We start from the raw sequence: 904 nt of genomic DNA on the forward strand, positions 1-904 counted from the left end.
TCCGGCGACCAGCTCGCCGCCCACCGTCGCCCTCGTCGCCGCCGCCCTGCGCGCGAGGACGTCGACCCGGACCGCTCCTTCGCCGAGCTGGGCGGGGACTCCTACAGCCTCGTGCAGACCTCGGTCGCCCTCGAGCGGGCCTCGGGCCCCTCCCCGACGGCTGGCACCGGGTCCCCCTTCGTCGTCTCGCGGCGCAGGCCGGCACCCCCGGACGCGTCGTGCGCTGGGCCGAGACACCCGTCGTCGTGCGCGCTCTCGCCGCCCTGGCGATCTGCGCCAGCCACCTCGGGATCATCTCCGTCCCCGGCGGCGCGCACACCCTCCTCGCCCTCGCCGGCTGGTCGCTCACCAAGTTCACCCTCGACGACCCGCGGCCCGCGGAGCGGCGCCGACGCGGCCTGCGCTCGATCGCGACCTTCGCGGTGCCGTCGATGGCGGTCGCCCTCTTCGGGCTGGTCACCGCCTCGGGCTACGGCTGGGAGAACGTGCTGCTCGTCAACTGGCTCGTGGGCGAGGTCGAGTGGGGCGCCCGGATCAACCTGTGGTTCATCGAGGCCCTGCTCGCCTGCAGCGTGCTCGCCCTCGCGCTCGTCTCCGTGCCCGCGCTCGGGCGGCTCCACGTGCGCCACCCGTGGGCGTGGAGCATGGCCCTGGCCGCGGTCGCCCTGGTGCCCCGGTGGATCCTCGTCCCGGAGTCGACCGGCGCGACGCGTGGCCTGCCCGGGTCCGTCTTGTGGCTCTTCGCCCTGGGCATGGCCCTCGGCGCCGCCCGCACCCACCGCCAGCGCGCGGCGACCCTGGCGCTCACCGCCGTCGGCATGTGGGACTTCTTCGTCGAGCCCAGCCGCGGCCTGACGGTGCTCGTCGCGATCGCCGCTCTCGGCCTGTCCGCCTGCGGCTCCCG

General features: G+C 75.9%; 2 pseudogenes. Both read left to right on the top strand.

Annotated features, from left to right (window positions below):
- Positions 1 to 135: pseudogene (locus AC2W7J_RS18490) on the top strand (phosphopantetheine-binding protein); the annotation flags it as partial.
- A gap of 83 nt (positions 136 to 218) precedes the next feature.
- Positions 219 to 904, top strand: a pseudogene (locus AC2W7J_RS18495) (hypothetical protein); the annotation flags it as partial.

The sequence above is a fragment of the Janibacter sp. CFPM2_SD2 genome (assembly GCF_057364645.1).